This is a genomic window from Methylobacterium sp. Leaf88, from assembly GCF_001422795.1.
GTDB lineage: Bacteria > Pseudomonadota > Alphaproteobacteria > Rhizobiales > Beijerinckiaceae > Methylobacterium.
Genome location: NZ_LMMK01000012.1, coordinates 209,637 through 228,531, shown reverse-complemented (window position 1 = coordinate 228,531; position 18,895 = coordinate 209,637). Strand labels below are relative to the sequence as shown.

The following is an 18,895-nucleotide window of genomic DNA, read 5'->3' as shown; positions in this document are numbered from 1 at the left end:
TCTCGGGACGGCAACCAGCGCCGGTGCCCGCACGCGTGCACCGGCCTGCCGAAATGGCGGTCGGCCCATCCGAATGCTCAGCTCTGCCAGACGCGGGGGAGGGGCCGTCCCCGATAGGCGGTGAGGAGGCGCTGGGCCACGGCCCGCAGGGCGTCCGGATCGCGGCCGAGAAGGCGGACGACGAGGTGTCCGTTCCAGGCGCTGGCCGCCGCGGCGACGCCGTCCACGCCGGTCGCGTCGAGCAGGGCGCGGGTCTCGTCCAGGCGGCCCTCCGCCACGGGCGAGACGTCGAGGAGCGTCGCCATCGCCCGGGCGCCGTTGCCGATCGCCGTTCGGGCGAGCTGGTCCGAGAGGGCGCCGTCGAGGCGGAGGGTGTCGGCGTAGACGAGGCGTCCGTCGCGGCAGATGCGCCAGGTGTCGGAGAGGTGGCCTCGCGTCATCGGCTCGTTGCGGGCGGTCCGCCCGAAGGTGATGGCCTCGAAGGCGAGGAGGTGGGCGCCCGGCGCCAGATCCGCCTCGAAGCGCCGCGCCAGGGCGGCTTGGTCGAACAGAATCGTTTCCTGCGGCAGATGCGCGAGGCGCCCTCCGGCTCCCACCGTCACCACGGTGGCGATCCGGCTCATCGGCCCGTCCGAACGGTAGACCTTCTCGGCCGCCGTGGTGGTCAGGGTGAGGTCGCCCCCCGCACCGACATCGGCGGTGACGCGAAACGTGTCGCCGCAGGCGATACCGCCGGCGGTGTTGAGGAGCACCGCCTCGCACGGGCCCTTCGGCCGGCGCGGCAGACGCAGGCGCAAGGGTCCGCCCTCGCCGATGTCGAGGATGCGGGTGTCGTGCCCGTCCGCGCAGGCCACGCGCAGGTGGATGCGGCCCTGCGAGCGCTGGCGCTCCGGCGCGGCGCCGCGAACCGCCGGAGGGTCGGGGTTCAGCAAGGCGGCGGGTCAGGCCGGGCCGGTGGCGACCGGACGCTCGGGATCCGAGCCCCATTCCGACCAGGAGCCGTCGTAGAGGGCGCGGGGCGGCCGGCCCAGGGTCTCCAGCGCCAGCCCAACGATGGCGGCGGTGACGCCCGACCCGCAGGTGGTGATCACGGGCTTGCCGACATCGACGCCGTTCTCTGCGAAGACCGCGCGCAGGGCTGCCTCCTCCTTCAGGCGACCTTCGCTCTGGAGTGCGGCATAGTGGACGTTGCGGGCGCCCGGCATGTGGCCGGGGCGGACGCCGGGGCGGGGTTCCGCCTCCTCGCCGCGGAAGCGCGCGCCCGAGCGGGCGTCGACCACCTGGGCGCTGCCCGATTCGAGGGCCCGGGCAATGTCCGAGGCATCTGCCACGGCGCCGTGGTCGAGGCGGGCGGTGAAGTGGCGCCGGGCGCGCGGCCGGCCCTCGCCGTCCTCGAGGGGGTAGCCCGCCGCCACCCAGGCCGGGAGGCCGCCCTCCAGGATCTCCACGTCGCGGACCCCGTAGGCCTTCAGCATCCAGCGCACCCGCGGCGCCGAGAACAGGCCCATCCCGTCATAGACGACGAGGTGGGCGCCGTCGCCGACGCCCAGCGCCCGCATGCGGGAGGCGAAGATCTCCGGGCGCGGCAGCATGTGCGGCAGCGGCAAGGTCTCGTCGCTCATGGTGTCGATGTCGAAGCGGATCGCGCCGGGGATGTGACCGGCGAGATACTCGGCCCGGGCATCGCGCCTCTGGGCCGGGAGGTACCAGGACCCGTCGAGGATCACGATGTCGGGCGCGCCGAGACGGGCGTGGAGCCAGTCGGCCGTGACGAAGGGCGTCGTCGGCATGGTGTTCTCTGTTCTGAAGGCCGGAACGCGTCCGGCCGGACTCGCCAGGAGGATGTCGGGAGTGGCCACCAAACCACATCCGGCCGGCAGTTGCACCCGTCACCGGCCGCTTTGCGATCTGAACCCGTTGTTGCCGCCCCGCGTTGAACCGGCAAGACGCTCCAGATCAATTCCTCATCTCCCGGAAAACAGCCGCCATGCGCACGCCGACCTTCCTCCTCGCCGCCGCCCTCGGCCTCGCCCTCGCGGGCGCCGCACAGGCGCAATCCTCAGTGACCGGCGCCGGCCAGAACGCGATCAACGGTTCCGGAACCGGCATGGGCGGCGGCACCTCCAATGCCCCCGCGACCACCGGGACTGCACCGGGCGCCGGCGCCGTGCGCAACCCGAGCGCCGCCCCGCTGCCGAGCGCCGGGCGTGCCGTCACGCCGGGCACTGCAGCGCCGAGCACCCCGCCCTCCGGGCCCGCGTCCCGCTGAGGCCTCCGCCACCATCCGGACCGAGGGCCGGGCCGCGAGGCCCGGCCTTTTTCGTCGCAGCCGGCCTGGCCATGGTGCCAAGGCACGGCCGCTGCGGTTATGGATGGTCGGGCCGTGCCAGCGTGATGGAGCCGCCGTGAACCCGCGCGAGACCTACCACATCGAAGTCCTCGCCGCGGAGGACGAGGCCGGCGCGCGCGGCGATGATCCCGTGAGCCAGCGCATTTCCGTGCGCACCTACACGGTCGAGGCCGCCAAGGAGCGGGCCCTGACCCTGTTCGCCCGGGCCCGGGCGCCCCAGCGCAGCGGCGCGCCCGCCGAAGCCGTGCGGGTCATCGACGGCGCCGGCACGGAGGTGTTCCGCTGGAGCCGGTTCGACGAACCGGCCTGACGGAGCGGTCCCGCCATGCGCGCCCTCATCCTGCCTGGCCTCGTCCTGCTGTTCGCGGCCCTCTTCGTGCGCAGCTACACGGTGCCCCCGGCCCCCGACCGGCGCGGCGGGACGAGCGTGTCGCTCGCCTGGCCGAACCGGCCGCTCTTCGGCAGCCCGCGGGCCGATTGTCTTGGCCTCCCGGCGGGCGACTCCGTCATCGCCTGCCTGATCGGATCGGTGTCGCGGGCGCGGGCGGACGGCATTCCGCTGATGCAGGTCGGCTTCTGCGGGACGTGTTACACCTTGTCCCAGCGCGCCGCCGCCCTCGGGCGCGACGAGGCCGCCGTGCAGGCGCGCCTCGGCGAGATCGCCCGCTTCGGATGGTGAGACCACGTTCATGAGGCGCGGGGCCGCCGGGAGACCGCCATGCCCCTCATCCGCATCGACCTGAACCGCACGGCACCGCCGGATCGTGCCCGGACCGTCGGCGACGTGGTCTATGCCCCCCTGCGCGCGGTGGCGAGCGTGCCCGAGAACGACAAGTTCCAGATCGTCACCCGCCACGGGGCCGGGGAGATCGTGGCGCCCGAGGTCGGCGATCTCGGCGTAACCTACACGGACGACCTCGTCATCATCCAGATCACCTGGAATGCCGGGCGCTCCGTCGCGGTCAAGCGCGCCCTGTACCGGCAGATCGCCGACGGTATCGCCGCGCGGACCGGGATCCGCCGCACGGACGTCTTCATCAACCTCGTCGAGGTGGCGAAGGAGAACTGGTCCTTCGGCAACGGCGAGATGCAGTACGCGCCGGCCTGAAGGCCCACCCGCAGGGAGGCGACGCCGGCATTGACGCGACGCCCGGCGCGCCCTTAGACAGGCGCCACGATGACGACCGTCCTTCGCCCCCTCGCGTATCCGGCGCCGCACCCTTAGCGGCGCGGGGCTCGTCATGTCTCAACCGCTGCGTCGTCGGCGGTTGATCTCCATCCAGGACCGCACGTCGACGGCCCGGCTTCCACCGAGGTCACGTCCGTGCTGTCCCATTCCCCCGAGAATCCCCGTCCCCGCCTCGGCCTGATCGGCTTCGGTGCCTTCGGCCGCCTCGTGGCGCGCCACCTTGCACCGTTCTTCGTCATTCACGCCTACGACCCGGCGATGCCGGCCGAGCCGGGGTCCGATGTGTCCCCAGGCGCCCTGCGCGTTGCAGCGGATTGCCCGGTGGTGATCCTGGCGGCTCCGGTTCCGGCGATCCCGGGCATCGTGGCCGCGATCGGTCCGCATCTCCGCCCGGGCGCCCTCGTCCTCGATGTCGGTTCGGTGAAGGCCGTGGCCGCGACGGCGATGCGGGACGGGCTGCCGGGGCACGTCGCCATCGTGGCCACCCATCCGCTGTTCGGGCCGCAGAGCGCCCGCGACGGCCTCCGGGGCCTGAAGATTGCGCTCTGCGAGGTGCGGGGCGGTCAAACCCGGCAGGTCGCCGCCTTCCTGCGCCGGCATCTCGGCCTCGACGTCATCCTGACGACGCCGGAGGCGCATGACCGGGACGCGGCGGTCGTCCAGGGCCTGACCCACCTCATCGCGAAGGTGATGGTGCGGATGGAGCCGCTGCCGATCCGCATGACCACCCGGAGCTTCGACCTCCTGATGCAGGCGGTGGCGATGGTGCGCCACGATGCGCCGGAGGTCTTCGACGCCATCGAGCGGGCTAACCCCTATGCCGGCGCGGTCCGCCGGAGCTTCGTCGCCGAGGCGGCCCGGCTCGCCCACGACCTGTCGGACGCGCCGGAGCCGGCGATCCGGGCGGCCTGAGGCGGGTGGAGCACCTTCAGGCCTCGGGATCGGGGCCCCGGGCCGCGGCAGTGCTGGAGAGGCGGTCCCGCAGGCGGTCGCGCCAGGCCTTCAGGCGGAGATTGACCCCGGCCCGCCAGCCCTCCAGGCGGACGGCGAGGGGAAACAACCGGTCGCCGCCCGGTGCCTCGACCAGGATGTGGGCGAGGGCCAGCCGCTCGCTCCAGAAGGTCTCGGGGAGGGGATAGTCCGGCGGGGCGCAGGAATCCGCCGTGCTCAGCGTCGAATCGGCCAGGATGGCCTGGGTCAGGCGGTGGAAGGCCAGGGCACCGGGCGAGTGCCGGGCGACGGCGGGATCGTAGGAGATCTTCAGGCTCCAGAGCCGGCCGCGCGTCGTGAAGCTGACCACGGCGGCCAGGGTGCGGCCGTCCCGGCGCAGGCGGTCGATCCGGACCGCCCCGCGGGCGCCGAGGCGGGCAACGAAGGCGCGCATCATCCGGGTCTGGACCGCGTCGCCCGCGATGGCGGTACCGCGCGCGCCCTTCCAGCCGGCGCCTTCCAGGGCGATGTAGTCGTCGATGGCCGCCGACAGCGCGGCCGGATCGCGGATCGTCTCGAACGCCACCGGGCCGTCCGCGTTCAGGCGGTCCCAGGCCTGGCGCAGCTTGCGCTGCTTGCGGGACGAGAGGTGCCCGAGATAGGCGGCGCGCGCCCCGGCGTCCCGGCCGGTCAGGTCGAGGAAGGCGCGCTCGTGCGCCCAGAAGCGGGCGTGGCGAAGGCGGTTGCGCCCGAGCCGGTCCGCAAGCAGGTCCGCGAAAGGGCCGGAGGTCGGGACATGGGTCAGCATCAGGCGCGGGCCGATGAGGCTGCGCAGGCCGAAGAGCAGTCCGTCGAGGGCGCGACCCGCGTCGGCGCTGTCGAGGAGCGGGGTGCCGAAGATGCCGAAATCATGCATCCAGCCCATCGCGAGGAGCAGCGGCAGCCCCCAGCGCCAGCGTTTCACCCGCAGGGGCCAGACCGCGACGAGCCGCAGGCCGGGCTCCTCCGGGGCGCGGTCGCCGACCAGGGCGACCTGCACCCCGCTGCCGAAGGCGCCGGCGGCGGGCAGGGCGTAGTCGGGATCGTAGAACAGGTTGTCGACGAGTGGCCGGCGGCCGAGGTCGTGCCAGGCCGCGATCCAGGGCGCGTCGGCCGCCAGGGGGCGCAGGGCGACCACGAGGCCCTCGGGGGTCGCGACCTGGCGCTGGGCGGAGCGGCTCATGAGGCGGCGCGACCGAAGCGGCGCGCCGCGAGGTCGGCGACGCCCAGGATGTTGAACGCCCACGCGGTCCCGGCCGAGACGGCGGCGAGGCAGGCGAGGCGCAGGCCGAGGGCGAGGCCCGGATCCAGGGGGAGGCGGCCGAGCCCGGCAATCGCCGCGGCGCAGGCCAGGGCCAGGCCGCAGATCGCCGCGAGGTCGCGCAGGGGCACCGGCATGCGGAAGCGCTCGCGGGAGCCGAGGATGAAGACGAGGCAGGCCAGGGCCTGTCCCGTCGCCATGGCGATGGCCGCCCCCTCGACGCCGTAGCGCGGGATGAGCAGGGCCGAAAGTCCACCGATCGCCACGAGCAGCGTCAGCGATGCGACCGCATCGAGCTGGCTCTTCTGGGTGAAGTAGATGACCTGCCCGAAATAATACGACCGGAACATCTGCAAAATGCTGGCCGCCACCAGGAGGGGCGCCACCCGCAGGGCGGTCTCGCGGTAATCGGGGCCGAGCAGGAGGGTGACGAGGAGGCCGTCGAAGGCCAGGAAGAACACCGCGCCGAAGGCGGCGATCAGGGTGAGGAGGCGGATGGCATCCTCCAGCACCGGACGGGCCGCGGCGATGCCGCCGTCGCGGGCATCTCGCTTGGCGATCGAGATCAGCGCGAGGGCCACGCTGTCGCCGAAGACGACGAAGCTCTGGCGCAGGAAGTCAGCGAAGGCGCCGTAGGCCCCGAGCTCCGAGACGCCGATGCTGGCCCCGATCACGAGGCGGTCGGCAGTCTGCGCCAGGGCGGCGGCCCCGAACGAGAGCACCAGGGGCCAGCCATAGGCGAGGAGGCGCCGCGCCTCCGCCCAGCTCCCGCCGCCCCGCAGCAGGCCGCGGATGACATAGAGCGTGGGCAGGGCCGCGACGATGTTGGCGCCGGCGGTGGCCAGCAGCAGCGGGATCGCGCCGCCACCGAGGAGGAGGGCGCTGCTGCCGAGGGCCAGGACCAGCACGGCGCGCAGCATCACAGACGCGGCGACCGCGCCGACCTCCAGCCGCGTCCGCGCGATCTCGGCGGCGCCCTCGAAGGCCATCATGCCGAAGACGGCGGCGAAGATCGCGAGCGCGGCGTGCGGCTCGAGCAGTCCGAGCCCGGCGGCGCACGCCGCGATCAGGGCGGCGAGCGCCGCCATCGCGCCGAGGAGTCGGACTACGGTGCCGACCTGCAAGATCGCACGCTCCTCGGCGTAGAGGGCGAAGAACGAGAATTTCGGCCACTGGCAGGTGGCGCTGTACAGCACCAGCGCCCAGGACAGGATAAGCAGGTAGAGTCCGAACACGTCCGTGGGCGCGAGCCGGGTGAATACCGCGAGGGCGCCCATGTTCAGGGCTGCGGCGACACCCCGCGAGCCGACATAGGTGAGGGTGTGGCGCGCGATCATCCGACCCCGTGAAGTGCCGGGCGGTCCGGCTGGTGGGACGAGGTAACACGCCAGTGTTGCCGCCGCGTCAATCCGTTCGTCCGCCATTCGCCCTCGACGTTGGCGATGGACGCGAACGGCCTGTGTCGTCGTCAACGTGGCCATTGACTTCGCACCCGCGAAGGATCATATCGCAGGTGCAGCGTCAGCGGCCGTCATGGTTCCGCTTGAGAGGGCTGCGTGACGGATTGCCGGATCGCTTCTGCGGGCCCCGCGCGACCTGAGCCCCTCTCTTCAACGTGCATGCACCCGGACTGCCCCGGCACGCGGGCGGCTCCAGCTCAACGGACCGACCACCTTTTTCGACGATTTCCCTCGCCACGAGGGCGTCCGGCACGGTCCCGCTGCCTGAAAGTGACTCCTTGACCCAATTCACCGATTTCGGCCTCGCCCAGCCCGTGCTGCGCGCCCTGGAAGAGGCCGGCTACAAGAGCCCGACCCCGATCCAGGCCCAGGCCATCGCCCCCGCCATGCAGGGCCGTGATCTCTGCGGCATCGCCCAGACGGGAACCGGCAAGACGGCGGCCTTCGCGCTGCCGATCCTGCACCGCCTCGCCGAAACCCCGCGCAAGGCGATCCGTCGCGGCTGCCGCGTGCTGGTGCTCTCGCCCACCCGCGAGCTCGCCAACCAGATCGCGGAGAACTTCTCCGATTACGGAAAATACCTCTCGTTCACCAACACCGTGGTGTTCGGCGGCGTCACCATCTCCCGCCAGGAGAAGGCGCTGGCCAACGGCGTCGACATCCTGGTCGCGACTCCCGGTCGCCTGATGGACCTCATCGAGCGTCGCTCGCTGACCCTCGAGGCCGTCGAGATCCTCGTCCTCGACGAGGCCGACCAGATGCTGGACCTCGGCTTCATCCACGCCCTGAAGCGCATCGTGAAGATGCTGCCGAAGGAGCGCCAGAGCCTCTTCTTCTCGGCGACCATGCCGAAGAACATCGCCAGCCTCGCCGACCAGTACCTGCGCGATCCGATCCAGGTGGCGGTGACTCCGGTCGCCACCACCGCCGAGCGCGTCACCCAGGAGGTCATCTTCGCCCATACCGGGGCGAAGCAGGCCCTGCTGAACCACATCCTGCGCGATCCGGCGATCGAGCGCGTCCTCGTCTTCACCCGGACCAAGCACGGCGCCGACCGCGTCGTCCGCGGCCTGGAGAAGGTCGGGATCAACGCCTCGGCGATCCACGGCAACAAGTCGCAGCCGCAGCGCGAGCGGGCGCTGGCCGCCTTTAAGGACGGTTCCTGCCGGGTGCTCGTCGCCACCGACATCGCCGCCCGCGGCATCGACGTCGAGGCGGTGAGCCACGTCATCAACTACGACCTCCCGAACGTGCCGGAGAGCTACGTCCACCGCATCGGCCGCACCGCGCGCGCCGGGGCGAACGGGCTCGCGATCTCGTTCTGCAACGACGAGGAGAAGGCCTACCTGCGGGACATCGAGCGCACCACGCGCCAGAAGATCCCCGTCGGCGCCTTCCCCGAGGGCTTCACCCCGCCGTCTCGCCAGGAGGCGGCGGACAACGCCCAGGCCGAGGAGCGCCGTCCGGCGCCGAACGGCCAGCGTCCCGGCCAGCGCCAGGGCCAGCGTCCGAGCAGCCGCCCGGGCGGCCGTCCCGGCCAGGGCCGTGGCTTCGAGGGGCGCGGCGGTGAGAACCGCGGTGGCTCCGGACGCCCGAGCCGTTCCGACGGCGCGGCCCGTCCGCAGGACGGCCGCGGCGATCGCCGGCCGGCCGCCCAGGGCGAGCCCCGCGCCGAGCCGCGCGGCGAACGCCCCCGGGCCCCGCGCCCGCAGGGCGGCGGCGAGGGTCGCGCCATCGGCTGGCTGGATCGCGGCCCGCGTTCCTGATCCGTCACATCCGACGCATTCGAGCGCCGTCCCGGTTTCCGGGGCGGCGTTTTCGCGTCCGATGCCCCGGGCATTGCCATGCCGTTTCGCGGGGCCACATCACAGGGGGCCGGGTACCGAGCCCGGCGTCTTCGGAGGCATGGGCGATGCGGTTTGAACTCTACCGGGATTCCGCCGGCGGATGGCGCTGGCGCCTGCGGTCGCAGAACGGAAACGTCGTCGCAGATTCGGCGGAGGCCTATCTGCGTCGTGAGGATTGCGAGCACGGTATCGGCCTCGTGAAGGGCAGTGCCGATGCACCGACGGTGGACATGACCCTGAAGATCGCGTGACGAACCGCACGCAGGGCTTCGTTGACCATCACGGCAACGCTTGCCGAGCCGTGGGAAACGCTTTCGCACCTCGTGCGTTTGCTGCATCCGGGCCTCGCGACGAGGGATGCCGGTGTGTCGAGACTCGACAGAATTCAGGGAGTTGAGAACGTGCTGAGGAAACTCGTGCTGGCCGCGCTGCTGGCCCTAGGCTTCGCCGCCACCGCGCCACAGGGCGCTTCGGCCGCCCCCGTCGGTCCTGCCCTCGCCCTCCAGAGCGAGGCTGCGCCGGCCGCTGTGCAGACGGTTCAGTATTACGGCTATCGCCGACGCTTCTATGGCCCGCGTCGCTTCTACGGCCCGCGCCCCTTCTACGGCCGTCGCTACTACGGCCCGCGCCGCTTCTACGGCCCGCGTCGTTTCTATGGTCCGCGTCGCTTCTACGGCCCGCGCCGCTTCTACTACTAAGGAACCGGCTGCGTCCCGACACGGACGCAAAGCCTTCGCGGCCCGGCCTTCGTTATGACGAGGGCCGGGCCGTCCTCGTTTTCAGCAGTAAACTTCAGGCCGATGGCTGTGACCCACCGGCGGGATGCGATAAGTTGCTGCCTTGGAAGACGGTCGTCATCGAAACGGCTCGCTTCGGAGGTTACGCCATGAACGTCCTTGCGGCCCGCCGCGCCGAGGCGCGCGCACTCTGGGAATTGGTTCCTCTCGAACTCGTTCTCTCCGCCTTCGCGATCATCCTGGCCGGTGCCCTGAAATATGCCGACGTGATGCCCTGAAGGCGGTCGCGATGCCTCGGCAAAGGGCCCGGCATCGGCCTACACTGCGGGCGGTCGAGGGTGAGACGTGAGCGGGATCATGACGGAGACGGACGAGGCGCGGCGCCCCAGCGGGGACCTGACGGTGCGCACCATCGCGATGCCGGCCGACACGAACGCCAACGGCGACATCTTCGGCGGCTGGGTCATGTCGCAGATGGACCAGGCCGGCGGGATCGCCGCCGTGGAGCGCTCGCAGGGACGGGCGGTCACGGTCGCGGTGAATGCGATGACGTTCATCCGGCCCGTGCGGGTCGGCGATGTCCTCTGCGTCTACACCCGGATCGATCGGGTGGGGCGCAGCTCCATGAAGATCGAGGTCGAGGCCTGGGCGCGGCGCTTCCGCACCCAGTTTCGGGAGCAGGTCACCGAGGCGACCTTCACCTTCGTGGCCATCGACGACGAGGGCCGGCCGCGCGCCATCGAACCGACCTGACCGCCCGGGGGGTCCGATCGGGGCCGGGCACTCAGGCGTTGGGGGCCGCCACCTTCTGGCGCAGGCCCGTGATGACCGCCTTGAGGACATCCGCGTCGGCATCGGAGCTGCCCATGCAGCGGACCGATTCGATCCGTTCGTGCACGAAGGACAGCTTGGCGATCACCGCCGGGGTCAGCTTGAACGGGAACAGGGCCGGCTGGCCCATGCTGCGGCTGAGCGAATTCACCGCGTAGGTGAGGGGCAGCCACGCCTCCACGATCCGGCTGAAATCCGTCATCCGGTAGGGGTCGAAGTCGATCACCACCGGCTCGGACGAGCCGTGGCGCAGGCGCGGACGCACATGCATCTCGAAGGTGCTGGCGGTCTCCAGCGTGTCGACGATGTGGAGGTATTGAGCCCAGGTCTCGGCAAAGTCCTCCCACGGATGCGCCGTGGCGTAAGCGCTGACGTAGCTCTCCTCCCAGTCCGGCGGTGCTCCGTGGGCGTAGTGGCGCTGCAGGGCGCCGGAATAGTTCAGCCGCTCGTCCCCGAACAGGGACCGGAAGGTCCACAGGCTCTGGTCGAAGCGCACCAGCACGTTCCAGAAGTAATGTCCGATCTCGTGGCGGAAATGCCCGAGCAGCGTGCGGTAATACTCGCCGAACAGCATCCGCCGCCGCTCTCGCTCGACGTCGTCGGCCTCGGCGATGTTGAGGGTGATGAGACCGCTGCGATGCCCGGTGAGGACGGGTGGCCCGATCTGATAGCTTTCCGACGGATCGACCAGGAAATCGAAGGCGAGACCCGTGGCGGGGTTCTCGTCGCGGGTCATCAGCGGCAGGTCGAGGCGCAGCAGCGAATAGAACAGCCGATGCTTGGCCGCCTCGATCTGGCGCCAGCGGGTCAGGTTCCAGGCGATGGAGAGATCGGGCACCACGTGGTTGTGGCGGCAGGTGACGCAGTAGCGGTTGGGAGAATCGTCCGGGACCAGCCAGTTGCAGGCGTCGTGATCCGCGTTGGCGCAGAACCGGTACTTGCGGCCCGGATTCGCGTAGGCGTGCCAGAGGCCGTTCACCGGCTCCACCGCCGACATCTCGTGGACGTCGCAGACATAGCCCAGCCGACGCTCGCAGCTCTCGCAATGGGTGCTCTCGAAGCTGATCGGCTGGTGGCAAGCCTGGCACTGGAAGATCTTCATGGAGCCGTCGGGGGACGCCTTTCCTGTCTGTCCGCGGAGCGTCGCATGCCGCCCGCGAGGGAACCCTCTTAGCCTATCCGCACGCGATACGGTGGCAAAGCATGGGAGGGGACCGAAGTTCCGGCCCTGGGGCTCGGCCGGCATGGCCGAACCGCGGGAGCACGAAACTTGCAGGCCGTCACGGGCCGTACCCGTCCTGGCCATCCCCCGGCGCGAGGATGGGGCGGTCGTCGTGCGGGCGGCCTTCCGGGTCCCCACGCGCAAGGGCATCGCTTGCGGGTCTCCGTTGGCGTATGTCTCTGGTGAAGCTTTCTTCGGAGCACCGCAGGGTGGTGCCCCGTCCCTCCGCCGCCGGCGCGTGCCGATCCGCCCGCCCGGCGCCCTGTCCAGTCACAGCGGGAGCCCCCGTGTCGATCAAAGCCGCCCTGCACCACGTCACCCACTACACCTACGATCGGCCGATCACGCTGGGCCCCCAGGTGATCCGCCTGCGCCCGGCGCCGCATACGCGGACCGCCGTTCCGGCCTACTCGCTCAAGGTTCTGCCGGAGAACCACTTCATCAACTGGCAGCAGGACCCGAACGGCAACTGGCTCGCCCGGCTGGTCTTTCCGGAGAAGACCACCGAGCTGAAGATCGAGGTCGACCTCACCGCCGACATGTCGGTGATCAACCCATTCGACTTCTTCGTCGAAGACTATGCCCAGACCCGCGGCTTCACCTACGCGGACGACCTCACGGCCGAGCTGAAGCCCTACCTCGTCCTCGACGACGCCATGGCGCCGGAGGTGGATACCTTCCTCGAGCGCCTCCCGGCCGAGCAGAACACGGTCCTGTTCCTCGTGGCCCTGAACGCCCAGGTGGCGCAGGAGATCACCTACGGCGTCCGCATGGAGCCCGGCGTCCAGACCGCCGCCGAGACCCTGACGCTGAAGAGCGGCTCCTGCCGCGACTCGGCCTGGCTGATGGTGCAGATCCTGCGCCGCCTCGGCATGGCGGCCCGCTTCGTGTCGGGCTACCTGATCCAGCTCATCCCCGACACCACCGCCGTCGACGGGCCGGCCGGCACCACCACCGACTTCACCGATCTGCACGCCTGGGCCGAGGTCTACCTGCCGGGCGCCGGCTGGATCGGGCTCGACGCCACCTCGGGCCTCCTCTGCGGCGAGGGCCACATCCCGCTGGCGGCGACCCCGCACCACGCCTCCGCGGCGCCGATCTCCGGCCTCGCCGAGCCGGCGGGCGTCGAGTTCGGCTTCGAGATGACGGTGACCCGCGTGGCCGAGGCGCCGCGCATCACCAAGCCGTTCTCCGAGGAGGTCTGGGCCGCGATGGACGCCCTCGGCGACCGCATCGACGCCGACCTCGCCGAGCAGGACGTGCGCCTGACCATGGGCGGGGAGCCGACCTTCGTCTCCATCGACGACTTCGAGTCGCCCGAGTGGAACGCCGCCGCCGTCGGTCCGACCAAGCGCGGCCTCGCCGACAAGCTGATCCGTCGCCTGCGCGATCGCTTCGCCCCCGGCGGCATGCTGCATTACGGCCAGGGCAAGTGGTATCCGGGCGAGAGCCTACCGCGCTGGGCCTTCGCCCTGTACTGGCGCCGGGACGGTGTGCCGGTCTGGAAGGATGCCGGCCTGATCGCCCCCGAGGACGGCCCCCGCGACGCCGACATCCACAAGGCCAAGGCCCTGATCGACGGAGTCGCCAAGCGCCTCGGCCTCGGGGCCTACGTGTTCCCGGCCTTCGAGGATCCGGTCTACTGGTCCGACAAGCGCGACGAGTTGCCCCCCAACGTCACGACGGCGGAGCCGCACTACCCGAACCCGGAGACCAATGCCCGCATGGCGCGGGTCTTCGCGCGCGGTCTCGGCGAGGCCGCGGGCTATGCCCTCCCGCTGGCGAGCCTGCCCACCGGCAAGGCGAGCGATTCCGACCGGCTCTGGATCTCGGAGCCGTGGGACTTTCGCCGGGGCCACGCCTTCCTGACGCCGGGCGACTCGCCCGTGGGCTACCGCCTGCCCCTGTCCTCGCTGCCCTTCGTGCCGCCGGAGCACTATCCCTATTACCAGCCGCAGGACACGCTGGAAGCCCGCGCCCCGCTCCCCGAGGGCCATCCCGGCCCCGAGACCGTCAACGGCTCCGGCGTCACCGGCGTCGCGGTCCGCACCGCCTTCGCGGTGGAGCCGCGCGACGGCATCCTGCACGTCTTCATGCCGCCCCTGCAGCGGGTCGACGAGTACCTGGAGCTCCTGGGCCATCTCGAGGCGACGGCCGCTGCGCTGAAGCAGCCGCTCCACATCGAAGGCTACGAGCCCCCCTTCGACCCGCGCCTCAACGTCATCAAAGTCACGCCCGATCCCGGCGTGATCGAGGTCAACGTGCATCCCGCCGCGGCCTGGCGCGACGCCGTGCGGATCACCACCGACCTCTACGAGGATGCCCGGCAGATCCGCCTCGGCGCGCAGAAGTTCATGACCGACGGCCGACACACCGGCACCGGCGGCGGAAACCACGTGGTGCTCGGCGGCGCGACACCGGACGACTCGCCGTTCCTGCGCCGGCCCGACCTCCTGAAGAGCCTGGTGCTGTACTGGCAGCGCCACCCGGCGATGTCCTACCTGTTCTCGGGCCTCTACATCGGTCCGACGAGCCAGGCGCCGCGCATGGACGAGGCGCGCCACGATGGGCTCTACGAGCTCGAGATCGCCATGGCGCAGGTGCCGAAGCCCGACGAGCCCAACATCCCGCGCTGGCTCGTGGATCGCATCTTCCGCAACATCCTCGTGGACGTGACCGGCAACACCCACCGGTCCGAGATCTGCATCGACAAGCTCTACTCGCCGGACGGCCCCACGGGGCGCCTCGGGCTTCTCGAATTCCGCTCGTTCGAGATGCCGCCGGATCCGCGCATGAGCCTGGCGCAGCAGCTCCTGCTGCGGGCGATCGTTGCCTGGCTCTGGCGCGAGCCGCAGGAAGGCGGATGTGTCCGCTGGGGCACGGGCCTGCACGATCGCTTCATGCTGCCCCACTTCCTGTGGGCCGATTTCCTCGGCGTACTGGAAGACCTCCGGGCGGCCGGCTACGACTTCGACCCGGCGGCCTTCGTGGCGCAGCGCGAGTTCCGCTTCCCAGTCTTCGGAACGGTGGAGCAGGGCGGCGTGAAGCTGGAGCTCCGCCAGGCCCTCGAACCCTGGCACGTGCTGGGCGAGGAGGGCGCGATCGGGGGAACCGTGCGCTACGTGGACTCGTCGGTGGAGCGTCTGCAGGTGAAGGTCGAGGGCTACGTGCCCGGCCGGCACGTCATCGCCTGCAACGGCCGGCGCCTGCCGATGACCGGCACCGGGACCGCCGGCGAGGCGGTGGCCGGCCTGCGCTTCAAGGCGTGGCAGCCCGCCTCCTCGATGCACCCCACGATTCCCGCGCACTCGCCGCTCACCCTCGACATCCTCGACGCCTGGAGCGGCCGGTCGCTGGGCGGCTGCCGGTACCATGTCAGCCATCCGGGCGGACGCAACTACGAGACCTTCCCGGTGAACACCTACGAGGCGGAGGGGCGTCGCCTCGCGCGCTTCCAGGCCCACGGCCACACCCCCGGCAAGATCGCGATGCCGCCCGAAGAGACCAATCGCGAGTTTCCGATGACGCTCGACCTGCGCACCCCCGCACCCCCGGGCTTCACCCTCCCATGAGCGCAGCGGCCGCGGCGGAGATACAGGGACGGGCCGAGCGCCTCGCGCGCTGGACCTCCGCATACCGGCCACATCGGGACGTCCCCGACGAGCTGATGGATCACGAGGGCCGTCCCAAGGGGGCCTGGCCGCGATTCCTCGACCAGCTCGGCGGTATGGACGAGGTCGAGATCGGCGCCCGCTTCATCTCGGCGGTCCGGCGCATCCGCGACACCGGGATCTCCTATCGGATCTACGGCGACAAGCGCGAGCATGCCTGGCCGCTGGGCTCGCTGCCGCTCGTCCTCGAACAGGCGGACTGGGAGACGCTGAGCGCCGGCATCGTCGAGCGCGCCGCGCTGATGGAGACGATCCTCGCCGACCTCTACGGCCCGGAGCGCCTCGTGGCCGAGGGCCTGCTGCCGGCCGCAGTGGTGGCGGGCAGCCCGGAATTCATGCGTCCCCTGGTCGGCGTCACGCCGCCGGGCGGCCGCTTCCTCAAGCTCTACGCCGCCGACGTGACGCGCGGGCCCGACGGGCGCTGGCGGGTGCTCGCCGACCGGACGCAATCGCCCTCCGGGCCCGGCTACGCCCTTGAGAACCGGCTCGTCCTCACCCGCGCCTTCCCGGACCTTCATGCCGACCTGCAGGTCGAGCGCCTGGCCGCCTTCTTCCAGGCCTTTCGCGATGGCCTCGCGGTGGGTGCGCAGCGCAGCGACCCGCGCATCTGCCTCCTGACCTCAGGGGTTTTCAGCTCGACCTATGTCGAGCAGGCCGCGCTCGCCCGCTATCTCGGCCTGCTCCTGGTGGAGGGCGACGACCTCGTGATGCAGGACGGAGCCCTGCACATCCGCACCGTCTCCGGCCTGAAGCGAGCGGACGTGCTCTGGCGGCGCATCGACTCCGACTACCTCGACCCCCTGGAGCTCAACCCGGCCTCGCGCCTCGGCGTCCCGGGCATCGTGGAAGCCCTGCGCAACGGCAACCTCGTCGTCGGCAACATGCCGGGTTCGGGCATCCTCGAATCCGGTGCGCTCGCCGCCTACCTGCCCGGCATCGCACGGCATCTCCTCGGGCGGGACCTGACACTCGCCGGGCCGAAGACCTGGTGGTGCGGCGATCCGCGGGCGCTGGCCGAGATCCGCGACCGGCTCGACAGCTTGAGCCTGCGTCCGGTGGCGACGCCTCCGAAGGGAGCCGTGCGCGACGCGATCCTGGCCCCGCATGCCCTCGATGCCGAACGCGACCGCCTGCGCGCGGCCCTGCGCGACCGGCCCTTCGACTACGTCGCCCAGGAGACGATGCCGCTCGCCACCATGCCGGCCTGGGACCCGAGCGGCGGCTCCCTGCGCCTGGTGCCGCGGCCCTTCGTGCTGCGGGTCTTCGCGGCGGCGACGCCCGAGGGCTGGCGCGTGATGCCGGGCGGCTTCTGCCGCATCTCGGAGCGGCCCGATGTCGAGCCTCTTGAGATGCGCGCCGGCATCAAGTCGGCCGATGTCTGGATCCTGTCGCGCGATCCCGTGGAGCCGGTCACCCTGATTCAGACCGGGCCGGCGCGGGTGCGCCGGATCGCCGGGCACCTGCCTTCGCGGGCGGCCGACAACCTGTTCTGGTTCGGGCGCTACGTCGAGCGGGCCGAGGCGGTGATCCGCCTCGTCCTCGCGCATCTCGGCAGCGTCGGTTCCGCCGTGATCGCCGACATGGCGGGCGACGCGAAGGCGCCCACCGCGCTGCGCATTCGTGCACTCCTCGACGAGTGGGGGGCCATCGAGGCCCCCGACCTGCCCACCGCGGCCCTGGCCCAGCAGGCCCTCGGCGGCCACGACGCCCACGGCTCCGCCCTGCGCCACAGCCTGTCCGCGCGGATCAACGCCGCGACCCTGCGCGAGCGTCTCTCCGGCGAAGCCTGGCGGGCGCTGGCGGACCTGAAGGAGGTCCTGGAGATCGAGGCCGGGCAGGCGTTGCCAGAAGCGCAGCTCCTGGGCCTCGCCGAACGCGCCCTCAGCCACATCGCGGCCCTGTCGGGTCTCGCCCAGGAGAACATGAACCGCACCACCGGTTGGCACTTCGTCGGTCTCGGCCGCCGGATCGAGCGCGCCATCAATACCTTGAGCTTCGCCACCCGCTTCGCCGGCGACGGCGCCAGCGCCGAGGACCTCGGCGTGATGCTGTCCCTGTGCGATTCGCACGTTTCGTTCGGTGCCCGCTACCTGCAGGGGGTGGCCCTCGATCCGGTGCGCGACATGGTGCTCCTCGATCCGTTCAATCCGCGCTCGGTCGCCTTCCAGCTCGAGGCGATCACCCGGCATCTCGGCCAGCTTCCGGTTCTACGGGCCGACGGGTTGCCCGAGCCGCACCAGCGCATCGCCGCCAAGCTCTTGGCCGAGTTCGCCACCGGCGAGGCGGCGGAGTTCGACGGCGCCGCCCTGATGCGCCTGGAGAACGAGGTCGAGGGCCTCGCCGACGCCGTGGCCACCCGCTACTTCCCCAACGGGCCGCATGCCCTGCGCCCGGAAAAGCTCGTGGGGCTCGCGTGATCTATACGCTGCGCCACCTCACCACATACCGGTACGCCCGCCCCGTGCGCTTCGCCCGCTGCACCCTGCGCCTGCGCCCGCGCGACGGGGAGGGGCAGACCGTGCTGGAGAGCGGCCTCACGATCACGCCCGATCCGCGGACCCGCATCGTCCGGCGCGACTATTTCGGTCTCGATGCCACCGCGGTCACGATCGACACGCCCCACACCGAACTGCGGGTGGAGGCCCTGTCGCGGGTTCGGGTCGAGCGCGATCCGCCGCCGCCGGCGGAATCCGGCCGCCCTTGGGAGCAGGTCCGCGACGAGGCGGTGAATGGGCGCGGCCTCGGCCCGGACCGGCCGGTGCACTTCCAATTCCCGAGCCTGCGCGTGCCGCTGGTGCCGGAGGTGACGGATTATGCCCGGCCGAGCTTTCCCCCGGGCCGGAGCGCCTATGGCGGCGCCTTCGACCTGATGCAGCGGATCCGGGCGGACTTCACCTTCGACGCGAAGGCCACCACCGTGCACACGCCCCTCGCCGAGGCCTTCGCCCTCCGGGCCGGCGTCTGCCAGGACTTCACCCACATCATGATCGCGGCCCTGCGCGGCCTCGGCCTGCCGGCCGCCTATGTCAGCGGCTACCTCCGGACGATCCCGCCCGCCGGTCGCCCGCGCCTGCGCGGCGCCGATGCGAGCCATGCCTGGGTCTCGGTCTGGTGCGGGGACGGCTGGATCGGCCTCGACCCCACCAACGGCATCGGCATGTGCGACGATCACATCGTCGTGGCCCGTGGACGCGACTACACCGACGTGTCCCCCATCGACGGCATCGTTTCCGCCTCGGGCCCGCAGAAGCTCAAGGTCGAGGTGGACGTGGTGCCGGACGGTGAGCCGATGCCCGAGCATGCGGCTCCGCTCCAGGCCACCCCGGCCTGACCGGCCCCGCCGGGATCCGAACGGACC

18 protein-coding genes are annotated in these 18,895 nt (G+C 71.4%); 13 read left to right on the top strand and 5 right to left on the bottom strand.

Annotation, left to right across the window (positions count from 1 at the left end):
- Nucleotides 1-77 precede the first annotated feature (77 nt).
- Together ASF20_RS07440 and sseA are read right to left on the bottom strand one after the other, a co-directional pair.
- Entirely contained in the window at nucleotides 78-932 is an 855-nt protein-coding gene (locus tag ASF20_RS07440; RefSeq protein ID WP_156647991.1) for an urease accessory protein UreD, read from the bottom strand.
- A gap of 9 nt (nucleotides 933-941) precedes the next feature.
- The gene (gene sseA / locus ASF20_RS07435) at nucleotides 942-1,790 is read right to left on the bottom strand and encodes a 3-mercaptopyruvate sulfurtransferase (protein WP_056273664.1); all 849 of its coding nucleotides are present in this window, start codon (nucleotides 1,788-1,790) and stop codon (nucleotides 942-944) included.
- Between the two features lie 197 nt (nucleotides 1,791-1,987).
- On the opposite strand from sseA, the gene ASF20_RS07430 reads away from it, so the two are divergent.
- The 5 genes from ASF20_RS07430 (at nucleotide 1,988) to ASF20_RS07410 (ending at nucleotide 4,451) form a co-directional block, all read left to right on the top strand.
- Nucleotides 1,988-2,269 (top strand): hypothetical protein, encoded by a 282-nt coding sequence (locus ASF20_RS07430; RefSeq protein ID WP_056272550.1) that lies wholly within the window; start codon nucleotides 1,988-1,990, stop codon nucleotides 2,267-2,269.
- 136 nt (nucleotides 2,270-2,405) lie between these two features.
- The gene (locus ASF20_RS07425; RefSeq protein ID WP_244476353.1) at nucleotides 2,406-2,660 is read left to right on the top strand and encodes a hypothetical protein; all 255 of its coding nucleotides are present in this window, start codon (nucleotides 2,406-2,408) and stop codon (nucleotides 2,658-2,660) included.
- 15 nt (nucleotides 2,661-2,675) lie between these two features.
- The gene (locus tag ASF20_RS07420) at nucleotides 2,676-3,029 is read left to right on the top strand and encodes a hypothetical protein (protein ID WP_056211246.1); all 354 of its coding nucleotides are present in this window, start codon (nucleotides 2,676-2,678) and stop codon (nucleotides 3,027-3,029) included.
- Between the two features lie 39 nt (nucleotides 3,030-3,068).
- A complete protein-coding gene (locus tag ASF20_RS07415) occupies nucleotides 3,069-3,458 on the top strand; it encodes a tautomerase family protein (protein ID WP_056272543.1) in 390 nt (129 codons plus the stop codon).
- A 219-nt stretch (nucleotides 3,459-3,677) separates the two neighbouring features.
- Entirely contained in the window at nucleotides 3,678-4,451 is a 774-nt protein-coding gene (locus ASF20_RS07410) for a prephenate dehydrogenase (RefSeq protein WP_056273661.1), read from the top strand.
- Between the two features lie 16 nt (nucleotides 4,452-4,467).
- On the opposite strand, the gene ASF20_RS07405 is transcribed toward ASF20_RS07410, so the two are convergent.
- Nucleotides 4,468-5,691 (bottom strand): GNAT family N-acetyltransferase, encoded by a 1,224-nt coding sequence (locus ASF20_RS07405; RefSeq protein ID WP_082501222.1) that lies wholly within the window; start codon nucleotides 5,689-5,691, stop codon nucleotides 4,468-4,470.
- Complete coding sequence (locus tag ASF20_RS07400) at nucleotides 5,688-7,106, bottom strand: oligosaccharide flippase family protein (protein ID WP_056272540.1); 1,419 nt, start codon at nucleotides 7,104-7,106, stop codon at nucleotides 5,688-5,690. Before ASF20_RS07400 ends, ASF20_RS07405 begins: the two co-directional genes overlap by 4 nt.
- Nucleotides 7,107-7,507: 401 nt before the next feature.
- On the opposite strand from ASF20_RS07400, the gene ASF20_RS07395 reads away from it, so the two are divergent.
- The 5 genes from ASF20_RS07395 (at nucleotide 7,508) to ASF20_RS07375 (ending at nucleotide 10,566) form a co-directional block, all read left to right on the top strand.
- Nucleotides 7,508-8,995, top strand: a complete 1,488-nt coding sequence (locus ASF20_RS07395) for a DEAD/DEAH box helicase (protein ID WP_056272537.1) — start codon at nucleotides 7,508-7,510, stop codon at nucleotides 8,993-8,995.
- 146 nt (nucleotides 8,996-9,141) lie between these two features.
- Complete coding sequence (locus tag ASF20_RS07390) at nucleotides 9,142-9,327, top strand: DUF1508 domain-containing protein (protein ID WP_056211256.1); 186 nt, start codon at nucleotides 9,142-9,144, stop codon at nucleotides 9,325-9,327.
- A gap of 150 nt (nucleotides 9,328-9,477) precedes the next feature.
- Entirely contained in the window at nucleotides 9,478-9,774 is a 297-nt protein-coding gene (locus ASF20_RS07385) for a hypothetical protein (protein WP_056211258.1), read from the top strand.
- Between the two features lie 188 nt (nucleotides 9,775-9,962).
- Nucleotides 9,963-10,091 (top strand): hypothetical protein, encoded by a 129-nt coding sequence (locus ASF20_RS25265; RefSeq protein ID WP_280136479.1) that lies wholly within the window; start codon nucleotides 9,963-9,965, stop codon nucleotides 10,089-10,091.
- A 79-nt stretch (nucleotides 10,092-10,170) separates the two neighbouring features.
- Entirely contained in the window at nucleotides 10,171-10,566 is a 396-nt protein-coding gene (locus ASF20_RS07375; RefSeq protein ID WP_056211462.1) for an acyl-CoA thioesterase, read from the top strand.
- A gap of 31 nt (nucleotides 10,567-10,597) precedes the next feature.
- Here ASF20_RS07375 and ASF20_RS07370 read toward each other — a convergent pair whose 3' ends face one another.
- Complete coding sequence (locus tag ASF20_RS07370; RefSeq protein ID WP_056272530.1) at nucleotides 10,598-11,746, bottom strand: putative zinc-binding peptidase; 1,149 nt, start codon at nucleotides 11,744-11,746, stop codon at nucleotides 10,598-10,600.
- A gap of 407 nt (nucleotides 11,747-12,153) precedes the next feature.
- On the opposite strand from ASF20_RS07370, the gene ASF20_RS07365 reads away from it, so the two are divergent.
- Genes ASF20_RS07365 through ASF20_RS07355 form a run of 3 tightly spaced genes read left to right on the top strand, consistent with a single transcriptional unit; the run spans nucleotide 12,154 to nucleotide 18,868 of the window.
- Nucleotides 12,154-15,438 (top strand): transglutaminase family protein, encoded by a 3,285-nt coding sequence (locus ASF20_RS07365; RefSeq protein ID WP_056272528.1) that lies wholly within the window; start codon nucleotides 12,154-12,156, stop codon nucleotides 15,436-15,438.
- Nucleotides 15,435-17,954, top strand: a complete 2,520-nt coding sequence (locus ASF20_RS07360) for a circularly permuted type 2 ATP-grasp protein (protein WP_056272525.1) — start codon at nucleotides 15,435-15,437, stop codon at nucleotides 17,952-17,954. Before ASF20_RS07365 ends, ASF20_RS07360 begins: the two co-directional genes overlap by 4 nt.
- Nucleotides 17,951-18,868, top strand: a complete 918-nt coding sequence (locus tag ASF20_RS07355; protein ID WP_056272521.1) for a transglutaminase family protein — start codon at nucleotides 17,951-17,953, stop codon at nucleotides 18,866-18,868. Before ASF20_RS07360 ends, ASF20_RS07355 begins: the two co-directional genes overlap by 4 nt.
- Nucleotides 18,869-18,895 lie beyond the last annotated feature (27 nt).